This is a genomic window from Lelliottia sp., assembly GCF_045627565.1.
In the GTDB taxonomy this organism is placed as follows: domain Bacteria; phylum Pseudomonadota; class Gammaproteobacteria; order Enterobacterales; family Enterobacteriaceae; genus Enterobacter.
Map to the genome: position 1 here is coordinate 96,545 of NZ_JAZQNX010000005.1, position 17,450 is coordinate 113,994.

The window sequence follows — 17,450 nt, forward strand, 5'->3', positions numbered from 1 at the left end:
GGAATGGTATTACTGAGCGTGTTGATCGTCGCCAGTTTTCTAAGATTATATTTATTTAGCTGATGATACGCCAAAAAAAACCCGCTCATTGAGCGGGTTTTGAAGTTCTTGCTGACCTGTCTGAATTACAGAGCAGTTACGTTAGCAGCAGAAGGACCTTTGGCACCGTTAGTGATTTCGAACTCAACGCGCTGGCCTTCAGCCAGGGTTTTGAAACCATTAGTCTGGATTGCAGAGAAGTGAACGAACACATCTTTGCTGCCATCTTCCGGAGTAATGAAACCGAATCCTTTGGACTCATTAAACCACTTAACGTTACCTTTAATCTTAGACATCAAAATTACCTTTGCATGAAAAATGGACACAAATGCTGTGTCGAGTATCAGTACAACAATTGTGGCGCGTTTTGTCCAGAGGTTCTTTGTTAAAAAGTGACAAAAGTCGCGTTAATTTTATCGACTGGCGATTTGTCCTTAACCCACGCAAAACAGGTCTGTTTTTACACTAATTTGTGGACAATTTTCAGTTAAAACTGGAAGCGCATCCAGGCGAAGTACACGTTTCCGTTGTTATAAGTTCCAGGAATGTAGGTCATCTGGAAGGTCGCCGGACCGTAGCCGATTGACGCCAGCGGTAACAACACCGGAATGGGGATGTATTTCCAGTTATCACGCGCCGTAAAGCCTGCCGTGTACCCCAGACCCAAATGGAAATTATCATCTGCCAGCGGACGCCAGGTTTTCTCCCAACCATAGCCGCCGATAGGTTCCCATTTGTTATAGGAATCTTTAAACGCCATCAGATACAAACCGTGCCAGTTGCCTTCGTCATCCCAGCGTGACTGACCAAAACCCGCACCCCATGGGCGCTCGTTGTAACGGTCCGTTTTCTCTTTGTCGTACGCAAAACGCGCATGCCACGTTATAGCCGGCACATACAGATCGTAATGCTCTGGCTCATTCCATGTCTGCGTCACGTTGTCGGTGAACGTCGAGAACCACCCTTTTTGCGATGTTGTCTCATCCGCGACTGCCGATGTTGAAAGCGTAAGCTGTGCAAAAATAAACAACACAAACAAATAAATATTATTTTTTACCGTCACAATACAATTACCATTTTTAGCATTCGGCACAATTTTAACAAACTTTAATTGAATGAAACCATAACGACATCGGTGAAAGTCCGAATTATTAAGTTACAAAACGGGAATAATCCTACAGAACGTGACGATGCGCCTTGAAATAAGCAAGGCGCTTACGCCACCTAACGTTTATGCAACAATTTATACAGTGCGGGAATAACTAACATCGACAACAAAGGCGCGGTGACCATTCCCCCTATCATCGGCGCGGCGATGCGCTGCATGACCTCGGAACCGCTGCCTCCGCCCCACATAATCGGCAGTAAGCCCGCCATAATCGTCGCGACGGTCATCACTTTTGGCCGCACGCGAAGGACTGCGCCTTCATGGATCGCACGCATTATCATCCTGTTTCCACCCTCAGGATCTCGCTGACGATATTTATCAAGCGCCTGATTGAGATACAGCACCATAATAACGCCAAACTCAGCAGCAACACCGGCAAGCGCTATAAATCCGACGGCACCCGCAACGGAAAGATTATATCCCAGCAGCCAAAGCAACCACACCCCGCCGATAAGCGCAAAGGGTAATGTCCCCATTATTAATAAGACATCAGAAATGCGTTTAAAGGTCAGCCACAAAAGAATAAAGATAATCATTAAGGTTATTGGGAGAACGATTTTCAATTTCTCTGTGGCACGCTCCAGATATTCAAATTGTCCGGACCATGACAGCGATACCCCCTGTGGAAGTGCGATCTTCTCCGCAACCCGCTGCTGCATTTCGGTCACCGCCGACTTCAAATCTCGTCCGCGCAGATCCACATAAATCCAGTTCGAGAGCCGCGCATTCTCACTTTTCAGCATTGGCGGGCCTTCGGTGACGACGATATCCGCCAGTTCACCCAGTGCAATCTGGCTCCCATTCGTGGTGATAACGGGTAACATTCGGAGCTTTTCAACGCTATCACGAACGTCACGGGGGTAGCGCACATTGATGGGATAACGTTCTCGGCCCTGAAGCACTTCACCGATATTGTCACCGCCAACCAAGGCGGAGACCATCCCCTGCAACTCGTCAACCGACACGCCATACCGTGCGGCTTTTTGCCTGTCGATACGGATATCCACGTAGCGCCCACCCGCCAGCCGCTCGGCCAGCGCAGACGTCACCCCCGGCACCTGTTTCACAATCTGCTCAATCTGAGCGGCGACACGTTCAATATCGGCAATATTGCTGCCGTTCACCTTAATCCCCACCGGGCTTTTGATGCCCGTCGCCAGCATATCAAGGCGATTGCGAATCGGCGGCACCCACACGTTCGCGATACCTGGTATTGAGACGATTTTGTCCAGTTCTTCGACCAATTTCGCGGGCGTCATGCCCGGTCGCCATTGGTCACGCGGGATAAAGTGGATCGTTGTTTCCAGCATCGTGAGCGGCGCGGGATCGGTCGCGGTGTCCGCCCGTCCAGCCTTACCAAACACGCTCGCCACTTCCGGCACGCTTTTAATTAACCGATCCGTTTGTTGCAGCAAACGGCTGGCTTCGCGCGCCGAAATTCCCGGCAGCGTAGACGGCATATACAGCAGATCGCCTTCGTCCAGCGGGGGCATAAACTCACTGCCAAGACGACTCAGCGGCCACAGCGTCACCAGTAAAAGCAGCAATGCCAGCGCCAGCGTCGTTTTGGGAAACGCCAGAACTTTATCGAGCAGCGGTTCATAAATCCGAATCAAAAAGCGGTTAATCGGGTTGGCTTTTTCGTCAGGAATTTTGCCGCGAATAAAATAGCCCATCAGCACCGGAATGAGGGTGATGCCCAGCCCCGCGGCCATGGCCATCGCCCAGGTTTTGGTAAAGGCCAGCGGCGAAAACATGCGCCCTTCCTGCGCCTCAAGGGAAAATACCGGAATAAACGACAGCGTAATGATCAGCAGGCTGCAAAACAGCGCAGGTCCCACTTCCACCGCGGCACGCTCCGCCATACGCCAGTAGTCCGCCGATGCCGGTTCTTCATCAGGATGATCGTGCCGCCACTGCTCCAGCACTTTGTGCATGTTCTCGATCATCACGATCGCGGCATCCACCATCGCCCCGATGGCAATGGCAATCCCGCCCAGCGACATAATATTGGCGTTGATACCCTGATAGTGCATCACCACAAACGCGCCCAAAATCCCCAGCGGCAGCGAAACAATCGCCACCAGCGCGGAACGGAAGTGAAACAGGAATAGCACACACACCAGAACGACGACGGAGAACTCCTCCAGCAGTTTGTGCGTCAGCGTTTTGACCGATTCCTCAATCAGCTTCGATCGGTCGTACACTGGAACAATCTCAACCCCTTCTGGCAGCGTTTTTTGCAGCGCGCTGAGCTTCTCTTTCACAGCATGAAGCGTTTCAAGCGCGTTCTGGCCGTAACGCATCACCACCACGCCGCCCGCGACTTCGCCCTCGCCGTTCAGCTCCGCCACCCCCCGACGGATCTCCGGCCCCTGGCCGACCGTCGCCACGTCTTTTAGCAATACAGGGATCCCGTCGCGCACGGCGATCACCACGTACCTGAAATCATCCAGCGTGCGCAGATAACCGGTGGTACGCACCATGTATTCCGCTTCGCCGCTCTCCAGTAACGCGCCGCCGCTCTCCTTGTTTGCCGCCTGTACCGCGCTCACAATCTGCCCGTGGGTGATATTGAGCGCGCGCATTTTCTCGGGGGCGACCACAATCTGATACTGACGCACCATCCCGCCGATGCTCGCCACTTCCGACACATTCGGTACCGTTTTCAGCTCAAACTTGAGCGTCCAGTCCTGAAGTGCGCGTAAATCGGCCAGGCTGTGCTTACCCGTGCGATCGACGAGCGCGTACTCGTAGATCCAGCCCACGCCCGTCGCATCCGGTCCCAGAGAGGCTTTTACTCCCGCCGGTAACTGCGACTGCACCTGGCTTAAATACTCCAGCACCCGTGAGCGCGCCCAGTAGAGATCGGTGCCATCTTCAAACAACACATACACATAGGCATCGCCAAACATCGAAAAACCGCGCACAGTTTTAGCGCCGGGCACTGACAGCATTGACGTCGTCAGCAGCCAGGTCACCTGATCCTCAATCACCTGCGGCGCTTTACCCGGATAACTGGCTTTGACGATAACCTGCACATCCGACAGGTCGGGCAACGCATCCAGCGGTGCGCGTTGCACCGCCCACCAGCCCCAGCCCGCCATCACACAGGCCGCCAGAATAACCAGCAGACGGTTACGTAACGACGCGCGAATCACGGCAGCGATCATTTCGTCACCTCCGGCAATGCGCTACGCAGACTGGCTTCAGAGTCGATCAGGAATTGCCCCGACGTCACCACAGTGTCGCCCGCCTGCACCCCTGTGAGAATCTCCGTCCAGCCATCGGCGCTCACACCCGTAGTAACGTTCACCGGATGGAAAAAGCCTTCGCCGGTTGCCAGCAGCACACGCTGCGATGCCCCGCTATTGATCACCGACTCCTCCGGTACCGCCAGCACCGATGCCCCCTGTTTTTGCCCTGCGCGAACGACGTTAAGGAACATCCCCGGCTTAAGCGTGTGTTTCGGATTGTCCATCACAACGCGTGCCTTGAGGGTTCGCGTGGCGGTATCCATCTGCGGCAGCAGCTCGCTGACGGTGCCGTGAAAGCGCTGGCCCGGAAAGCTTTCCGACGTCGCAATCATTTCGCTGCCCACCGTGAGCGCTTGTGCCTGATTTTGCGGGTAATCGACCACCAGCCATACGCTGTCCAGCGACGCCATATCAAACACCGGTGCGGTGGCCACCACCTGCGCGCCCTCCCGGACGTTCAGCTTTGTCACATACCCAGCTTGTTCCGACCGCAGGGTTAATCGGGTTTGCGGTTTTCCACTGCGCTCCAGCGCGCGGATCGTCTCTTCTGGCATAAACTGGAGCGCCAGCCTATCGCGTGCGGCGCGGGTTAACATCGCATCGCCAAGCTGACGGACGGCCAGATATTCCTGCTGCGCGGTCGTCCACTGCGGAACCCAGATCTCTGCCAGCGCCTCACCGGCCTTGACCTGCTGTTGCTCGGCGCGCACGTACAGTTTTGAAATCACGCCCGCGGTAGGCGCAGGGATCGTGGTCAGCATCCGCTCGTTGATCGTCACGGTCGCAAAGGCCGTAAACGGCTGCGTAAGCTGACGCATCTGCACTTTGGCGGTCTTCATCCCGAGGTTTTGCTGCTGTTGAGCGCTCACTCCCACGCCCGTCGCTGCTTTCTCTTCGTCGGCATAACGCGCCACCAACTCCATGTCCATAAACGGTGATTTGCCCGGCTTATCAAAACGCTGTCCGGGCATCATCGGATCGTACCAGTAGAGCACGTTGCGTCCCGCCGTTTTCATAACTTCAGGTGCGGCATGCGACTGGCGCTGTCCAAGGAAATATCCCCCGCCAGCAGCCAGCAGTACGGCGAGCGCCACAGCGGTTAACGTTGTTGTTTTCATTGTGTGATTTCCTGTGGGGTCAGCCATTGAATCGCGGCCCAGGTACGCGCCATTTCGCGCTCGGTCTGATTTACGGTCAGTTCGGTATCCAGCACGCTGCGACGCGCCTCAAGCAATGCGGGCAGCGCCGACTGCCCGGAGCGATACTGCGCGGCGAGCACATTCAGCCGCGCGTACTGCAACGGTAAAATGTCATCGCGCTGGCGTTGCCACAGCGTTTGCGCGGCCTGATACTGCGCCACCAGCGACTGCACCTGCGCCAGATGTTCGCGTTGAATCAGCGTCAACTGATCCACCGCCTGCATCGAGCGCGACACCTCAGCGGCATACTCTTTATCCTGTCGGCGCGACTGAAACAGCGGCAGATCGACCGTAAACATCACCCCAGCCATATCGTCGTACCCTTCAGCGCGATGGGAATAGAACACTTCCACATCCACGTCAGGAATCGCTGCAACGGCCGACTGCGCCGAGCGGGCTTTCGCCGTTTCTGATTCGCGCTGCGCCGCCTCGACTTCGGGATGTCGGACTATCGCGTCGGCCAGCGTTTTTTCATCCGCCGGTAACCGCTGATAGCGTGGCAGCGGGCCTTGTACCTCGGTTATCGCCTTGCCGGTCAACTGAAACAGACGGCTTTGCGCCAGTTGCACATCCCGGTTCGCCAGCGTCACGCTGTCGCGCATCGCGCTAAGCGTCATCTGGAGCGACAACACGCTATCAGGCGTGGTGCTGCCTGCCGCCACGCTCGCCTTCTGCACGCCCTGCTGGCGCTCTGTTTCGCTCACGCGTTGGTGAGCGATTGTCAGCGCCTGCTGAGCAAGCGCTAAATCGAGCCACGCCTGCGCGGTGTCTCGCTGAAGCGCGGCGCGGATGGTCTCTGACTTCGCTACCACACCGCGGGCCTGCGCCTGCAAGGTCTGCGATTTACGCTCGCGCTTTTCGGCACTCACGTAACTCTGCATGATGCCAACCCGCTGCATGGTCATGCCTTCGCGGGTAAAGCGCTGGTCGTTACTGCCCTGAACCGGCACATTTTCGATGCCGAACTTCAGTTTGGGATCGGGAAGTTGGGTGGCGGATTCCGCCATCGCATCCAGCGCCTGCGCTTCATTGCGGCTGGCGGAAAGTTCGGCTGAATAGCGCTGGGCCACGGAAAGGGTTTGCGCCAGCGTCCATGGCTCCGCCTGAGCGGCGGAGCTTAACAAGCCGAGCAGCACCCCACCGAGCCAGATGCTCAGTGTCATTTTTTTCATGGTGTCCTCGCTTAGTGCAGTGGCGTCAGAGAGATTATCTGAAAGCCATCGCCCGCCCGCTCAAGCGTGAAGGTGACGCGATCGCCGGGCTTCACTAAGGACGTCTCAGCGGTTTTCGCGAGGGTGAAAGGCATGGTCATCGCGGGCCATTTCAGTTCAGGAATGGCTTGATGCTCAAGGATGATTTTGGGTGGTGAGATTTCCAGTACACGGCCCTGCCCCTGCCAGCGCTGTGCGGCGACAGACGGTTCAGTTGCCTGAACGGAAAAAGAAGAAAGGGAAAACAACGCGCCCATCAGCGCGGAAATAAATAAAGCTCGCATGATAAAACTCCTGTTAAACGTAAATTAAAAAATCAATTCAACGAATGAACAGGTTTCTACTCCCGGAACCGGCAAAAACGGATCGTTGCCGGTGGCCCCACAGCGGGAGGGGTGAGTGACCACGCAGAATGCGCTATTTCGCTGCATTGTGGCGTGGTAATGGCGAGCGTCATGACGGCGGGTAAGGCCACCAGATGCGGCTGCGCAGGATCTTTTTGTCCCTGATCCGGCACGCAATGTTTTTCACACAGTGGGGAGGCACTGACGACATCGTGGGAAAGCGGTTCTGCCGTCATGTCCATATGCTGGATTGTGGCGGTAGCACCGCGCGGATCCAGCGAACAATCATGCGAAGCAATTGCCACCTGACTCTGGATCACCAGCCAGCCAAACGCGCACAAAAACATCAGAAGATGTTTTTTAAGAAAGCGCAGGCGATAGGTCCAGCTGGCGTGCATATTTGCGTCGTCGGGTCATAAAAGGAATGCGAGTATAGGAACAGCTTTCGCAGAAATTAAAGTTATTTTAATCAATTTTACGTTCTTAATCAGTTGCGCGGCAAAAGCACCGAATAACCTCAACAATATATTATCAATCCGATGACATACGTTAATGATTGATTCGGTCAATACTGTGATGACATAAATGACACACTAATGGCAAAATATCGCTGATTACTCCTTTAGTAGTCGTTTTATTGATTTTAGTCATCAATGACTGACCATTAATTCGGCACATTCTCACCCTTCATTTTTTTGATTTTCCGTGCTCTCTGGGGAGCGCAATAACAGGGGAAACCATGCTTACCTTTCTCGAACTCCTCATGGGAGTTGTCGTCATTGTTGGCGTCGCCCGCTACATCATTAAAGGCTATTCCGCGACCGGAGTTCTCTTTGTCGGTGGCTTGATACTGCTGATTGTTAGCGCGCTAATGGGCCATAAAGTATTACCCGCCAGCGCAGAGAGCACCGGTTATTCCGCTACGGATATTGTGGAATATATTAAAATCCTGCTGATGAGCCGCGGTGGCGATCTCGGCATGATGATTATGATGCTGTGTGGTTTCGCGGCCTATATGACACATATTGGCGCCAACGATATGGTGGTGAAGCTAGCCTCCAAACCGCTGCAATATATTAATTCCCCGTACATCCTGATGATTGCCGCTTATTTCGTTGCCTGCCTGATGTCTCTGGCGGTGTCGTCGGCGACCGGTCTGGGCGTATTGCTGATGGCCACCCTGTTCCCGGTTATGGTGAACGTCGGGATTAGCCGTGGTGCCGCTGCGGCCATTTGTGCCTCTCCCGCTGCCATTATTCTCTCCCCAACATCAGGTGACGTGGTCCTGGCCGCTAAAGCCGCGGAAATGCCGCTGATTGATTTCGCCTTTAAAACCACGCTGCCGATCTCCATTGCCGCGATTATCGGCATGGCAGTTGCTCACTATTTCTGGCAGAAGTATCTCGATAAAAAAGAAAACATCAGCCACGAGATGCTGGATGTCAGCGAAATCACCACCACCGCCCCGTCGTTTTACGCCATCCTGCCGTTCACCCCTATTGTGGGCGTACTGATTTTTGACGGCAAATGGGGCCCGCAGCTGCACATCATTACCATTCTGGTGATCTGTATGTTGCTGGCCGCAGTACTGGAATTCGTGCGCGGGTTTAACACGCAAAAGGTCTATTCCGGTCTGGAAGTGGCGTATCGCGGCATGGCGGATGCCTTTGCCAGCGTGGTGATGCTGCTGGTTGCGGCGGGCGTATTCGCCCAAGGTCTGAGCACCATCGGCTTTATTCAGAGCCTGATCTCTATCGCCACCTCGTTCGGTTCCGCAAGCATCATTCTGATGCTGGTGCTGGTGATCCTCACCATGCTGGCGGCGATGACCACCGGGTCCGGTAACGCCCCGTTCTATGCGTTCGTGGAGATGATTCCAAAACTGGCGCACTCTTCCGGCATCAACCCGGCGTACCTTTCTATCCCAATGCTGCAGGCGTCTAACCTGGGCCGTACTATTTCACCGGTTTCAGGGGTGGTTGTGGCAGTCGCGGGAATGGCGAAAATCTCCCCGTTCGAAGTCGTGAAACGCACCTCCGTCCCTGTTCTTGTGGGGCTGGTGATTGTGATTGTCGCGACCGAAATTCTGGTTCCCGCCACGATCGCAGGCTGAGCGTCACACTTCTCAAAAGCGCCTACGGGCGCTTTTTGTGCTTTAATAAGTTCCTGGAATTAATTTGCGTTAAATCGTCAGGAATTCACATGTTCAGGAAGGATATCGTTAGTCGATTCAGTGCGGCGGCCCTCGCACTGTGCGCGTTCTCCGTAGAATCAGCCCCGCTTCAGGCCACCCAGTACGCCGATTTTAATCGCTATGTTCTTGCCCTGTCTTGGCAAACAGGATTTTGCCAGAGCATGCACGAGCGCGATCGCAACGAGCCTGATGAGTGTCGTCTGCAAAAAGAGAGCAAAACCAAAACCGATTTCCTGACGGTTCACGGCCTCTGGCCGAGCCTGCCAAAATCCATCTCTGCACGCGGCGTAGACGACCGCCGCTGGATGCGCTTCGGCTGCGCCACACGCCCTCTTCCTAACATGCCCGAGGCCAGAGGTAACCGCAAATGTGCAGCCGCCGAAACCGGCCTGTCGTTGGAATCTGCGGCAAAACTGAGTGGCGTGATGCCCGGCGCGGGCGGAAACTCTTGTCTGGAACGCTACGAATACGCCAAGCACGGCGTGTGCTTTGGTTTTGACCCGGATGCCTATTTTGGCACCATGGTGCGCATGAATCAGGAAGTGAAAGCCAGCGAGTTGGGCAAAGTGCTGGCAGATAACTACGGCAAAACGGTCAGCCGTAAAACCGTTGATCGCGCCATCGCGAAAAGCTGGGGCAACGCGTCAGTCAAAGCCGTTAAGTTGACCTGCAGCGGCAATCCCGCTTATCTGACTGAGATACAAGTTTCCCTTAACGCCGCGACCATTAACGCTCCGCTGTCTGCCGCGTCGTTTGCCGAGCAACCGCATCCCGGCAACTGCGGCAAACAGTTCATCATCGATAAAGTCGGTTACTGATAATTGACCCGGCCCAAGCGCTGTGCCGGGTTAAAAAATCAGCCTCTGCTGCGTGCATCCGGGCGCACCAGGTCAAACCGCTGCGCTTCGCTTATCGAGTAATACGCGGTTGGGCCACCCGCGCGCAGAATCGGATTCGCTTTGGCGGTCTGATAAATTCCCTCCTCCAGCAGCGTTTCGCGGATATGAACCCCGACGACTTCGCCCAGCACCAGCCAGGTTTCAATCGGCGTACCGTCTGCGCCAGTAAGCTGAATACACTGCGACAAACAACATTCAAAGTTCACCGGGCTTTCCGCCACGCGCGGCGCTTTCACCCGCTGGCTGGCGACGGGCGTTAAGCCGGAAAAGGAAAATTCGTCTTCCTCATGCGGGAGCGTGGCGGAGGTTTCATTCATCGCCTGCGCCAGTTCAACCGTGGCCAGATTCCAGACGAACTCACCGGTCTGAACGATATTTTGCACGCTGTCTTTCCAGCCATTGCTGGAAAAACCAATGATCGGCGGCCGATAGTTGAAGCAATTAAAAAAGCTGTACGGGGCAAGATTGAGTCGCCCTTCACTGTCCTGGCTTGAAATCCAGCCGATAGGACGGGGGCCGACAATGGCATTTAAGGGATCGTGTGGCAGGCCGTGTCCCTGAGATGGTTGATAGAAATACATGGCACTCTCTGCGTGAAATTTAACAGGCACGAATTACGCTTCGCTCATTCCCCTGATTCAGGACAATCAGCGTAGCGCAATCCGTTAAAAATTATGACTGAATAAATTTCAGTAAGTCTTCATTGATCTGGTGTTTATGCGTGGTGCAAATCCCGTGCGAACCGCCCTCGTACACCTTGAGCTGGGAATCCGGCAGGATCTCCGCTGCCACTTTTCCGCAGGTTTCAAACGGCACGATTTGATCGTCATCGCCATGGATCACAAGCGTCGGGATGGTCATCTTTTTCAGATCTTCCCGCAGGTCGGTTTCCGAAAATGCTTTGATGCAGTCATATAACCCTTTAATCGATCCCTGAAGCCCTTGCTCGACAAAGCTTTCACGAACCGCATTAGACTCTTTCGCGCCCGTGCGGTTATAGCCATAAAAGGCCGCAGTCAGTTCATAAAAGAACGCTGCGCGGTCGTTAACCACGCCTTCCCGAATACCATCAAACACCTCTTTCGGCACCCCATTGGGGTTGAAATCGGTTTTGATCATAATCGGCGTCACCGCGCTAATCAGCACGGCTTTTGCGACACGTTCGGTTCCGTGCCGACCAATATAGCGCGCCACTTCGCCGCCCCCGGTGGAATGGCCCACATGCACCGCATCCTGAAGATTCAGATGCGCGGTCAGTTCCGCCAGATCGTCAGCATACTGATCCATATGGTTCCCGTCCCAGGTCTGGGCAGAACGCCCGTGCCCACGCCGATCGTGTGCGATCACGCGAAATCCTTTCGACCCCAGATACAACATTTGATCTTCAAAGGCATCAGCCGTTAACGGCCACCCATGACTAAAGACAATGGGCTGCCCGCTGCCCCAGTCTTTGAAATGCAAATAACTGCCGTCTTTCAAGGTAAGTTTGTCGTAATCGCTCATGAGATCTCCTGAATGGAACACCGTGTGCAGATCGTCGCCCGTAAAAGGGCGCTTAAAAAGCATACTGCAAATCTGAGAACGATCACGTTTTTCGCCAAAAATTCATCTGCGTGATGAATGTGACATTCATCACTTCAAACTTCGGTGTTCAGCCAGTATCATCAGGAGAGATAAAACCCTCGCTGCCATACGGCGAGGGTTTTCTTTTGGATTGGTTTCTGCGCAACACGCAGCACTAAAGACATGGAGTAATAAATGTCCAGACCCACCATCATTATCAATGAACTTGATGCAGAACGTATCGACCGTCTGCTGGAGAAACCCGCGTTCGCGTCGCTGCCCATTGCCGATGCGCTGAACGATGAACTGGACCGCGCGCAGATGTGTACAGCCGAGTCGATGCCGCATGACGTCGTCACCATGAACAGCCAAGTGAGATTCCGCGATCTCACATCCGGTGAAGAGCACACCCGCACGCTGGTTTATCCTGCGCAGATGACCGACAGCAGCACCCAGCTCTCTGTTCTGGCCCCCGTCGGCGCCGCGCTCCTTGGCCTGCGCACGGGTGATACCATTCACTGGGAACTGCCAGGTGGCGCCTCTGCACACCTTGAAGTGCTGGAACTGCTCTACCAGCCAGAAGCTGCCGGCGATTACCTGCGTTAATCCCATCTGAATAAGCGTTAACCGCTTTGCCCAGAGGATGCGTCTGCATCCTCTTTCCGCAAAATCACCCATTTGTCCTACAGCGCGCAAAATCCCCTTAATCCAGGCTTAATCCGTTTCAGTGCCGCGGGGACGGTCATGAATGAGATATTGGGCATAATGCTGGTATATTTCATTTTTTTGGCGATTATCGTCACGGCCGTGCTGTATCTTGAACGCCATTGGTAGACCGCCTTCCTCTCATTTCTCCGCAAAGTTAAGTCAATAAACGCCAAAACGTGAAAAACTGCCTGACAGATATCAGAAACAGATAATATTTTATGCTTGAATGTTTTCAGCGTTTATAAACAAGGAGAAACGGGTATGTATCAGACAATCATTATGCCGGTTGATGTTTTTGAAATGGAGCTGAGCGACAAAGCCGTGCGCCACGCAGAATTCCTGGCGCAGCAGGACGGCATCATTCATCTTTTACACGTCTTGCCAGGCTCTGCCAGCCTGAGTTTGCATCGCTTCGCCGCTGACGTGCGCCGCTTTGAGGAGCATCTGCAACGCGAAGCAGAAACCCGCCTGCAAACCATGGTGGGGCATTTCAGCATCGATCCCGCGCGGATTAGAACCCATGTGCGGTTTGGCAGCGTTCGCGACGCGGTGAACGAAATGGCGAATGAACTCAACGCCGACGTGGTGGTGATCGGTTCGCGCAATCCTTCTATCTCCACCCACCTGCTGGGTTCGAATGCCTCCAGCGTCATCCGCCACACGCATATTCCGGTGCTGGTCGTCAGATAACGCACATAAAAAACCCCGCTTACGCGGGGTTTTTATTTTTGCAGGTGAAGCCTTACTTTCTTTTATTATGCTGTTTTGGTGCGAATCAGGTAATCAAACGCGCTGAGTGACGCTTTCGCCCCTTCGCCCGTCGCGATAATAATCTGTTTGTACGGCACGGTCGTACAGTCGCCCGCTGCAAAGACGCCTTTCACGCTGGTTTCGCATTTGGCATCAATCATGATTTCGCCCATGCGGTTGCGCTCAATCGCCCCTTCCAGCCAGGTGGTGTTAGGCAGCAAACCGATCTGCACGAAAATGCCTGACAGCGCCACGTTGTGCACATCACCGCTCACGCGGTCACGGTATTCCAGACCGGTCACTTTACTGCCATCGCCTTTCACTTCCGTGGTCTGAGCATTCAGGACGATATCGACGTTTTTCAGGCTGCGGACTTTATCCTGCAATACCTGGTCCGCTTTCATTTCAGGGGCAAATTCCAGCAGCGTGACGTGCTCAACGAGTCCCGCCAGATCAATGGCCGCTTCCACACCGGAGTTACCGCCGCCGATCACCGCCACGCGTTTGCCTTTAAACAGCGGGCCGTCGCAGTGCGGACAGTAGGTGACGCCTTTGGTGCGATACTGATCTTCGCCCGGCACGTTCATGTTGCGCCATTTCGCACCCGTCGCGATGATCACGCTGCGCGCCTTTAGCACCGCACCGGAAGCCGTTTCAATCTGATGCAAACCGCCTTCTGTCACAGCCGGAACCAGTTTGCTGGCGCTTTGGCTGTCGATCACATCGACATCATAATCATCGACGTGCGCTTTCAGTGCGCCCGCCAGCTTTTGGCCTTCGGTTTTTGGTACGGAAATGTAGTTTTCGATATCCACGGTATCCAGAACCTGGCCGCCAAAGCGCTCGCCCATCAGCCCGGTACGAATACCTTTACGCGCAGAATAAACCGCTGCCGCAGCACCCGCTGGACCGGAACCGACAATCAGCACGTCGTAAACATCACGCTTGTTGAGCTCTTCCGCCGCGCGTTTTTCCGCACCGGTATCAATTTTGGCCACGATTTCGGTCAGCGTCATACGACCCTGACCAAACTCTTTCCCGTTCACGAACACCGCCGGAACGCCCATCACATTACGTTCGGTGATTTCATTCTGGAACACGCCGCCGTCAATCGCGGTGTGCTTAATACGCGGGTTCAGCACGGCCATCAGGTTCAGTGCCTGCACGACGTCCGGGCAGTTGTGGCATGAGAGCGAGTAGTACGTTTCAAACTCGAAATCGCCGTCGATATCGCGGATTTGCTCCAGCAACGTCTGCGCTTCTTTCGATGGATGACCACCGGTCCACAGCAGCGCCAGCACCAGCGATGTAAATTCGTGCCCCAACGGAGAACCAGCAAAGCGCGGGCCCTGGTCAGAACCTGGATTGGTAATCAGGAATGACGGCTTACGCACCGCCAGGCTGTTGTCTTCTTTAAAGGTCACTTTTGGTGACAGTTCGGCGATTTCCGCCAGCAGTTCCTTGATTTCTGCCGATCTGGCGCTGTCATCCAGCGTGGCAATCAACTCAACAGGTTTGGTCAGTTTCTCAAGGTAGGCCTTGAGCTGGGTTTTCATGTTGGTGTCGAGCATCGTTAATCTCCTGCTTTACGCTTCCTCATTTAAGCCGCCTCTTATTGGCGACCGCCGCGATGCGGCTTAAATGAGATTGCGTAATGAAATTTGAAAATCGGGTGCAAAATTTTGCACCCGAAAAATGTATTTCCCTAAGTATTTCGCGCCAGAGCAAAGCGGCTAGCCTGAGAATCCCCGGGAGCTGACACAGGTCAGTGACCGGGGTGAACAGGTGACGCCAACGCCGCTATGGCGCAAAAAACGAAGAAAATGTATTTCCCTAAGTATTTCGCACCAGAGCAAGGCGGCTAGCCTGAGAATCCCCGGGAGCTGACACAGGTCAGTGACCGGGGTGAACAGGTAACGCCAACGCCGCTATGGCGCGAAAGACGACGGGAAATTAGATTTTGCCGACCAAGTCGAGAGACGGAGCCAAGGTCGCATCACCCTCTTTCCATTTCGCCGGGCACACTTCGCCTGGGTGAGACGCAACGTACTGAGCTGCTTTCACTTTACGCAGCAGGTCAGAGGCATCACGGCCGATACCTTCAGCGGTAACTTCGATTGCCTGGATGATGCCCTGCGGGTCAACAACGAAGGTTGCACGATCTGCCAGGCCTTCATCTTCACGCATGTTGTCGAAGTTACGGGTCAGGGCGCCAGTCGGGTCGCCGATCATCGCGTATTTGATTTTCGCGATGGTGTCGGAGCTGCCGTGCCACGCTTTGTGGGTGAAGTGGGTGTCAGTGGAAACAGAGTAAACGTCCACGCCCAGCTTCTGCAGTTCGTCGTAATGATCTGCTACGTCGCCCAGTTCGGTCGGGCAAACGAAGGTGAAGTCAGCCGGATAGAAGAAGAACACGCTCCAGCGGCCTTCGGTGTCTTTCTCGGTCACTTCGATGAATTCGCCGTTTTTGAACGCCTGGTTTTTGAATGGTTTAATTTTGGTGTTAATCAAGGACATCTGTACTTCCTCCGTGTTTTCGTTGAGAGCTAAGGTAACGAACTTCATCTGATGGGGCCAATGCGTTTGCCGTATCAAATCAATCAGCGATACCTTACAACCCGACCATGACTTGCCTGAACGTTGCTTTTCGGTCTGCAAAACGTAAAAAGGCCGCCTCAATGGGCGGCCCTGTTACCTGAACGTCCCGCAGGTCGATTCAGTGCCAGATGAACTGGCGATGCGTTGCGCTCTACAGGACCTTAGCCGATCCGTTACAGCGATGTGATTACACCACCCACGCAGGCGTTGGGCAATGCGCAGCAGCGGCATTCGTGCCTATGGCTGTGATAGGAATGACCGAATATCGTTATTCAGAAGTCTGGACCGTTAAATAGTCAGAGCGTATTCAGACGCTCTGCCGCAGCTAACAGCGTCGATTCCTGCTTCGCAAAACAGAGACGAATCAGTTTATGGGGAAACGGATCGGCGCAAAATACCGATAACGGAATAGCAGCCACGCCTGCCTCTTTGGTGAGCCACTGGCAGAAACTCACATCGTCCAGCTCGGAAATGGCGCTGTAATCCGCCAGCAAAAAGTAGGTCCCCTCGCACGGCAAAATCTCCAGACGACTAGCACCTAACGCGTTCACAAAGAGGTCACGACGCGCGCGATAAAATTCTGGCAACTCACGATAATGTTCCGGCTCGGCGCGGAGCATATCCGCCAGCGCCAGCTGCGCCGGAGTATTTACCGCAAACGTCAAATACTGGTGCACTTTGCGCAGTTCCGCGCTGATGGCGGCGGGCGCAACGCAATACCCCACTTTCCAGCCGGTCATGTGATAGGTTTTGCCGAAGGACGACACGGCAATCGCACGCTCGCGCAGCAGCGGATGCGCCAATACGCTGGCGTGCCCCTCTTCGGCAAAACAAATATGTTCGTACACTTCATCGCTCAGAACATAAATTTCGCGTTCAGCGATCGCCTCCCACAGCGCGGCAAAATCGGCTTTTCGCCAGACCGTGGCCGACGGATTGTGCGGCGTATTCAGAATCACCAGCCGGGTTTTGTCGCTGAGTAACGCCGCAAATGCCTGCCAGTCCGGGCGAAAATGCGGCGGCTGGAGCGCAATGCGTTTTACCACACCGCCCGATAATTCAATCGCTGGCGCATAGCTGTCGTAGCTCGGGTCAAAGCAAATCACCTCATCGCCCGCTCTCACCAATGCCGTAATCGCCGCGTATAACGCTTCTGTCGCTCCCGCCGTGACGGTCACGTCGCTGCTGGCGTCCGGTTTGTAGCCGTACAGTTCCTGCGTTTTATCGGCAATGGCTTCGCGCAGCGGTTGTGCGCCCGTCATGGGTGCATACTGGTTAGCACCCTGTGCTACGTGGTACGCCAGGCGTTCCTGCAAATATTTTGGCCCGTCAAAATCCGGAAATCCCTGCGACAAGTTAATGGCGTTGTGCTGCTGCGCCAACGCACTCATTTGCGTGAAGATTGTGGTGCCAAGGTTGGGAAGTTTGCTTTGCGGAATCAACGGGTTATTGCTCATTGTGTCATGCCTGCGTGTAATACTTATGTTGCTGACACTATAACACGATGTTAGTCTTTGGCA

At 54.4% G+C, this 17,450-nt stretch carries 17 protein-coding genes; 5 read left to right on the top strand and 12 right to left on the bottom strand.

What is annotated here, in order from left to right:
• Window positions 1–125: 125 nt before the first annotated feature.
• The 7 genes from cspE to ACKI5T_RS03000 all read right to left on the bottom strand — a co-directional run bounded on the left by cspE (window position 126) and on the right by ACKI5T_RS03000 (window position 7,616).
• The gene (gene cspE / locus ACKI5T_RS02970; RefSeq protein ID WP_000034826.1) at window positions 126–335 is read right to left on the bottom strand and encodes a transcription antiterminator/RNA stability regulator CspE; all 210 of its coding nucleotides are present in this window, start codon (window positions 333–335) and stop codon (window positions 126–128) included.
• A 191-nt stretch (window positions 336–526) separates the two neighbouring features.
• On the bottom strand, window positions 527–1,102 hold the full coding sequence (gene pagP, locus ACKI5T_RS02975; RefSeq protein ID WP_407435410.1) for a lipid IV(A) palmitoyltransferase PagP: 576 nt from the start codon (window positions 1,100–1,102) through the stop codon (window positions 527–529).
• A 161-nt stretch (window positions 1,103–1,263) separates the two neighbouring features.
• The gene (locus tag ACKI5T_RS02980; RefSeq protein ID WP_407435412.1) at window positions 1,264–4,380 is read right to left on the bottom strand and encodes an efflux RND transporter permease subunit; all 3,117 of its coding nucleotides are present in this window, start codon (window positions 4,378–4,380) and stop codon (window positions 1,264–1,266) included.
• Complete coding sequence (locus ACKI5T_RS02985; protein ID WP_407435414.1) at window positions 4,377–5,582, bottom strand: efflux RND transporter periplasmic adaptor subunit; 1,206 nt, start codon at window positions 5,580–5,582, stop codon at window positions 4,377–4,379. Before ACKI5T_RS02985 ends, ACKI5T_RS02980 begins: the two co-directional genes overlap by 4 nt.
• Window positions 5,579–6,835: a TolC family protein gene (locus tag ACKI5T_RS02990; protein WP_407435416.1), complete on the bottom strand. Its 1,257-nt coding sequence runs from the start codon at window positions 6,833–6,835 to the stop codon at window positions 5,579–5,581. Before ACKI5T_RS02990 ends, ACKI5T_RS02985 begins: the two co-directional genes overlap by 4 nt.
• An 11-nt stretch (window positions 6,836–6,846) precedes the next feature.
• Window positions 6,847–7,158: a copper-binding protein gene (locus tag ACKI5T_RS02995; RefSeq protein ID WP_407435418.1), complete on the bottom strand. Its 312-nt coding sequence runs from the start codon at window positions 7,156–7,158 to the stop codon at window positions 6,847–6,849.
• Between the two features lie 56 nt (window positions 7,159–7,214).
• Window positions 7,215–7,616, bottom strand: a complete 402-nt coding sequence (locus tag ACKI5T_RS03000) for a hypothetical protein (protein WP_407435420.1) — start codon at window positions 7,614–7,616, stop codon at window positions 7,215–7,217.
• Between the two features lie 341 nt (window positions 7,617–7,957).
• On the opposite strand from ACKI5T_RS03000, the gene dcuC reads away from it, so the two are divergent.
• Entirely contained in the window at window positions 7,958–9,331 is a 1,374-nt protein-coding gene (gene dcuC / locus ACKI5T_RS03005) for an anaerobic C4-dicarboxylate transporter DcuC (RefSeq protein ID WP_012016553.1), read from the top strand.
• Between the two features lie 89 nt (window positions 9,332–9,420).
• Window positions 9,421–10,230 (top strand): ribonuclease I, encoded by an 810-nt coding sequence (gene rna / locus ACKI5T_RS03010; RefSeq protein ID WP_407435423.1) that lies wholly within the window; start codon window positions 9,421–9,423, stop codon window positions 10,228–10,230.
• A 38-nt stretch (window positions 10,231–10,268) separates the two neighbouring features.
• On the opposite strand, the gene ACKI5T_RS03015 is transcribed toward rna, so the two are convergent.
• Window positions 10,269–10,892, bottom strand: coding sequence for a flavin reductase family protein (locus tag ACKI5T_RS03015; RefSeq protein WP_407435425.1), 624 nt, complete (start codon window positions 10,890–10,892; stop codon window positions 10,269–10,271).
• A gap of 91 nt (window positions 10,893–10,983) precedes the next feature.
• Window positions 10,984–11,814, bottom strand: coding sequence for an alpha/beta fold hydrolase (locus ACKI5T_RS03020; RefSeq protein WP_407435427.1), 831 nt, complete (start codon window positions 11,812–11,814; stop codon window positions 10,984–10,986).
• A gap of 255 nt (window positions 11,815–12,069) precedes the next feature.
• Here ACKI5T_RS03020 and rnk point away from each other — a divergent pair, with 255 nt between their 5' ends.
• The 3 genes from rnk to uspG all read left to right on the top strand — a co-directional run bounded on the left by rnk (window position 12,070) and on the right by uspG (window position 13,272).
• Window positions 12,070–12,480 (top strand): nucleoside diphosphate kinase regulator, encoded by a 411-nt coding sequence (rnk, locus tag ACKI5T_RS03025; RefSeq protein WP_012016549.1) that lies wholly within the window; start codon window positions 12,070–12,072, stop codon window positions 12,478–12,480.
• 138 nt (window positions 12,481–12,618) lie between these two features.
• The gene (yldA, locus tag ACKI5T_RS03030) at window positions 12,619–12,708 is read left to right on the top strand and encodes a small membrane protein YldA (protein ID WP_407435429.1); all 90 of its coding nucleotides are present in this window, start codon (window positions 12,619–12,621) and stop codon (window positions 12,706–12,708) included.
• A 135-nt stretch (window positions 12,709–12,843) separates the two neighbouring features.
• Window positions 12,844–13,272 (top strand): universal stress protein UspG, encoded by a 429-nt coding sequence (uspG, locus tag ACKI5T_RS03035; RefSeq protein WP_235135071.1) that lies wholly within the window; start codon window positions 12,844–12,846, stop codon window positions 13,270–13,272.
• 65 nt (window positions 13,273–13,337) lie between these two features.
• Here uspG and ahpF read toward each other — a convergent pair whose 3' ends face one another.
• The 3 genes from ahpF to ACKI5T_RS03050 all read right to left on the bottom strand — a co-directional run bounded on the left by ahpF (window position 13,338) and on the right by ACKI5T_RS03050 (window position 17,387).
• Window positions 13,338–14,903 (bottom strand): alkyl hydroperoxide reductase subunit F, encoded by a 1,566-nt coding sequence (gene ahpF / locus ACKI5T_RS03040; protein ID WP_012016547.1) that lies wholly within the window; start codon window positions 14,901–14,903, stop codon window positions 13,338–13,340.
• A 382-nt stretch (window positions 14,904–15,285) separates the two neighbouring features.
• Entirely contained in the window at window positions 15,286–15,849 is a 564-nt protein-coding gene (gene ahpC / locus ACKI5T_RS03045) for an alkyl hydroperoxide reductase subunit C (RefSeq protein ID WP_012016546.1), read from the bottom strand.
• Window positions 15,850–16,226: 377 nt separating this feature from the next.
• Entirely contained in the window at window positions 16,227–17,387 is a 1,161-nt protein-coding gene (locus ACKI5T_RS03050; protein WP_407435432.1) for a pyridoxal phosphate-dependent aminotransferase, read from the bottom strand.
• Between the last annotated feature and the right edge of the window lie 63 nt (window positions 17,388–17,450).